The organism is Mesorhizobium silamurunense (genome assembly GCF_014843825.1).
Taxonomy (GTDB): domain Bacteria; phylum Pseudomonadota; class Alphaproteobacteria; order Rhizobiales; family Rhizobiaceae; genus Mesorhizobium; species Mesorhizobium silamurunense.
Genome location: NZ_JHQR01000077.1, coordinates 1 through 4190 on the forward strand (window position 1 = coordinate 1; position 4190 = coordinate 4190).

Sequence of the window (4190 nt, forward strand, 5' to 3'; positions counted from 1 at the left end):
TGACGCGGCTGCTGAAGAAGCAAGGCATCGCGCCGAAGCGCATGATCACCGACAAGCTGCGCTCCCATGAAGCAGCCAGGCGACAGGTGATGCCGGACGTATTGGTCGCACAAGGGATTTAACAACCGGGCGGAGAATGCACATGTGCCGCTGCGAAAACGGGAGCGGATGATGCAAGGCTTCCGATTGTGTCTCGATTCTTTGAGGCCTTTGCCATCGCAGCGAAACAGCGGCCGCAAAAGGTTCGAATGCATGAACAAATCACCCGACGCGGTGTTGCAACGGCTCCTGGAGCAGAGCAGCCTGCACTCATCAAGCCAATCTATCGACCCCGTGCTGTTGAAAAGCATGCTTGAGAGGCAGTATGGGCTCAGTGGACACGTTGAGCGAGTGGGGAGTGAAAAAGGCCATACATTCAGGCTTAAAACCAGTGCGAATGAATACCTCGTAAAGGTGTCACCGTCTGACGAGCCTGATCCAGTTACGGCGTTGCAGATTGCGGCGATGCGTTATCTTGATGATGCCGCTCACGCGGATCAAGCCTACCCTTCACCGAAGGGATAGCGTTCCAGTCGACTTGGGGGATGGCACCTGTCGAACACTCAGCGCCTTCTGCTTTGTCGAAGGCCTGTTATGGGAGCAAATGGATGCCAACATTGAGCAGTTGACCAAGGTGGGGGACATGCTCGGGCGAGTAAACATTGCGCTGCGATTATTTGGGCATCCAGCTGCCGCGCGCAGCTTAGTTACCCGCTACGAGTGCCTTGCCGAGCGGCTCTAGTCGCCCGTGAACAATGAAGGGGGTTAGGCTGCGAGCGATTTCGGCCGGCTTTGGAGCGCGGCAAGGAGCAGCCACAAAAGCTGCCTGAACCAGTTGAGCAGGAGCGAGAAGTTGTAGCCGGCGGCGGCCAGGATGGCGTTGACGGCGTCGCCCTGCTCGCCGGCGAGGTAGTTGCGGTCCATCCGGTGCTCGGGCCTTGATGTGGCCGATCACGGGCTCGATCGCGGAGCGGCGGCGCATCTGGCGCTTGATGGCCGGGGTGATGCGGCGCTTCTGGCCGGCGGTGAAGGCCCTGAACTTGTGGCTCTCCGGTGCATTGTGGCCGCGATATCCGGCGTCGGCGAGAATGCGGCCGATCTCGTTGCCGATGGTCTCTTCCATGTCCGGGATCACGGTGGCCAGCGTGTGGCCGTCATAAGGATTGCCCGGCAGTGCCTTCGCGTGCAGGGCGAACTGGCCGCCCTTCGAGCGCTCGAGCGTGGTGGCGAGCGAGACCTTGACGCCGAACTCGTAAGGGGCATGCGCCTTGCCCTTGCCGATGCACTCGACCTCCGGCGCATGCAGGCTCCAGATCTTGCGGCCGCGCTGGCGTGGCCGTTGCTCCAGCATCGCCGATGCCTGGTAGAGCGGCCATTTGAAGATCGCGTCCAACGCAGCGTCGCTGGCGATCCGGCGGGAGATGTCACGAAGGGTCCGGCCGAGATAGGTCTTGAGCTTGCGCAGCGCCTTGTTGGCCCGCTTGAACTGCTTGGCGTGCGCATAACGCTGGTGCTTGATCAACGCCAGCTTGCCGACCCGCACATAGGTCTGGCGCAAATCCACACCCACCTGCTTGGCCAGCCGCACCAGCCGCTCGCGCCGTCGGTCGGGAACATCACGTTCTTCGGCTGCACGGTCGTGTCCACGATCACCCGGCGCGTATCGGCCGGCTTCATGGCCCCGCTCTTGACCGCCACCGCGAGGCTTTCCTGCAGCAGAGCCGTGATCCGCTCCTCGCCCATGCGCTGGCGCCAGCGCGTTATCGACGAGCGGTCGAAGGGCAATTCGTGACGGAAGAACTCTTCGCCAGTGAGATACTGGAAGTAGGGGTTCTCCACCCAGCGGGCGCACAGCTCCTCGTCCGACAGATTGAAGGTGTGCTTCAGGGTCGCAAGCCCCGCCATCAGCCGCGTCGGCAACGGCGGCATGCCCGGTCCGTCCGAATAGACCGCACCGAAACGTTCTTCCAGCACCGGCCAGTCGATCGCCTGCGCCAGCCGCACCAGCTCGTGCTTCATATTGATGATCTGATCGAGCCTGGAGCGGAACAGGTCCTGCTCTCCCGTCTCGCGCTTCTCGCGTGGCCTGGACACCGCCGTCCCCTCGATTCGCCTCGCCTCAACGAGTGAATCACGCATTGGCGCACAATGGAATCTGGAAATCGAATTGCAAGAAAACAGCAGCCAAACACTGCAATTCCTGCAATGCCAAATCCGCAATTTTCCTCAATCAGGGAGCCAGATCAATGGCGTGCCGATAGTTCACAGACGACGCTCTATGCTGCCTGTGATCCCAACAATCGTCTGATCGCCGCGCAGCGGGAGAAGAACGGGGAAACCGAGCTGCGCCGCGTGCCGGATCTGGAAGCGCGTCAGCCTGCCTCATGCTCGCTCGTGCAACACTGCGATGATCTGCTTTTCCGTAAGCCGCCTTCTATTCATCAGTCCGAGGAGGGGTAAGGGGCCGCAGATTGTTCCTGTTCGGTCGAAAATGGTGTGATCGACCAACTGATTAATTCGACGGCACGCTGAAGTATAGCCTCAGTCTCAGCAAGGCTGGGTGAAGCGGCGATGAAATGTCCGATGCAGTCTCGGAAATCGCCTTTTCTGACGATCGGTGTCTTGGGTTCAACATACATTTTGACCTCGGTGACGCCTGATACGGCAGCCGCCCGATTGTTGCCAGCGATCCAATCGAGGGTCCCATCGCGATCAGGAACCAGGAACCTCGCGGCCGCAGTATGCGAATGCGTTCTGCGCAAGTTCTGTTCGTCGCCGATGACAAGCTTGATGTGCTCGGTGATGAGATCGACACCGCAAGCCAGCTGAATCAGTTGAGGATCGGGCGCGCCAACAAGACGCGGATTGACTTCAATGACGACCGGGCCACGCTTCGTCCACCGGAACTCAATGTTGGTCGGCCCCCAGCCAAGCCCAAGAGCTAGCAAACAGCTCAGCGAAATATCGGCGATACGCCTATGCTCGTCGTCAGTCAACGGGGCCGGATAGATGAGCTCACGACAGACGAAATGCGGTAGGTGACCGAAGTCACCGGCCGCGATCCCGATGACCTCATTGCCCATTGTATGGGCGACATAAAAGGGGCCTTGTGCGAATTCTTCAACCAGCATCCTGGGGTAAGTCTCGCCCAACACATAGGGCGGATGTATGTGCTTCCCGCCCAAGAGATAGGCCGTATGTTCGGCCAACTCATCGAAGTCGCGGCACAATCGGACACCGCGGCTGCCGGTGCCTGCAACCGGCTTAAGTATCACTGGCAGGCCGATTTCCGCGGCAGAACTTTCCACGTCAGTCGCATTCGCTGCCACGCGATAGGCAGGTATGGGAACGCCGGTGTCCGCGAGAAGCTGACGTTGAGCGAATTTGTCACAGCATCTTTCGATGGATGCTGGGTTCGGTCCCGGTAGATCGAAATACCGGCAGAGCTTGCTAATTGTCGCATAGACCGAGTCCAAGTCGCCCGTAATCCCAGCAATGTCATAGTTCGCACGTAGCCGGGAACATTCGCAGATCAGCGCGTCGAGATTGTCTGTATCGACACGGATTGCCTCAATACTCTCCGCAGCAAGATAGTCGTACCGAGTTGGATCAGCCGACAGGATAACTGGATGAAGCCCAAGACGCTGGGCCGCTTGGACGTATAGCAGACCAATACCCTTTGGATGGCTTTCAACCAAAATGAGCGCTCTTCTTGCCATGGGCTGTCGACTCCGACGTTCGTGCTGCGGGCGGCCGAGGTAAATCGGCATCAGCCTCTCCAGCCGCGCCTGACCTCAGACCTTGCGGCGAACGTACCATTGTAAGCGATTTGCGGCCGTGAAGATTTTGTAAATTAATTTGAATGCCTGCGACCCAGTTGGGCACCAGGGACCGTATGTTGATTGCGCAGAGGGAAGGGCACTAGATGCCGTAGTGGGCCGGCCTTCGCGAGCATAGCCAGGTTGGGTGGCTGTCCCTCAAAGCGGCCAAGCGCTTGCTGACGCGGCTGCTGAAGAAGCAAGGCATCATGATCACCGACTAGCTGCGCTCCCATGAAGCAGCCAGGCGACAGGTGATGCCGGACGTCGAGCATTGGTCGCTTTGGTGTTGCGGCGGTTCTGGACGATCTCGTCGAGCACATAGCCATCCTG

Annotated in this window: 3 protein-coding genes and 2 pseudogenes; 3 read left to right on the forward strand and 2 right to left on the reverse strand. The window is 59.4% G+C overall.

The window, feature by feature from the left end:
- Together DH10_RS09865 and DH10_RS09870 are read left to right on the forward strand one after the other, a co-directional pair.
- Nucleotides 1-186: pseudogene (locus tag DH10_RS09865) on the forward strand (DDE-type integrase/transposase/recombinase); the annotation flags it as partial.
- A 66-nt stretch (nt 187-252) separates the two neighbouring features.
- Nucleotides 253-564 carry a hypothetical protein gene (locus DH10_RS09870; RefSeq protein WP_192384636.1) on the forward strand — a complete coding sequence of 104 codons (312 nt, stop codon included), beginning with the start codon at nt 253-255 and terminating at the stop codon, nt 562-564.
- A 240-nt stretch (nt 565-804) separates the two neighbouring features.
- Here DH10_RS09870 and DH10_RS09875 read toward each other — a convergent pair.
- A pseudogene (locus DH10_RS09875) lies at nt 805-2133 on the reverse strand (IS5 family transposase).
- Nucleotides 2134-2187: 54 nt separating this feature from the next.
- On the opposite strand from DH10_RS09875, the gene DH10_RS09880 reads away from it, so the two are divergent.
- Nucleotides 2188-2499: a hypothetical protein gene (locus DH10_RS09880; protein WP_192384637.1), complete on the forward strand. Its 312-nt coding sequence runs from the start codon at nt 2188-2190 to the stop codon at nt 2497-2499.
- On the opposite strand, the gene DH10_RS09885 is transcribed toward DH10_RS09880, so the two are convergent.
- Nucleotides 2481-3758 (reverse strand): ATP-grasp domain-containing protein, encoded by a 1278-nt coding sequence (locus DH10_RS09885; RefSeq protein ID WP_192384635.1) that lies wholly within the window; start codon nt 3756-3758, stop codon nt 2481-2483. The two genes, DH10_RS09880 and DH10_RS09885, sit on opposite strands and share 19 nt — an antisense overlap.
- Between the last annotated feature and the right edge of the window lie 432 nt (nt 3759-4190).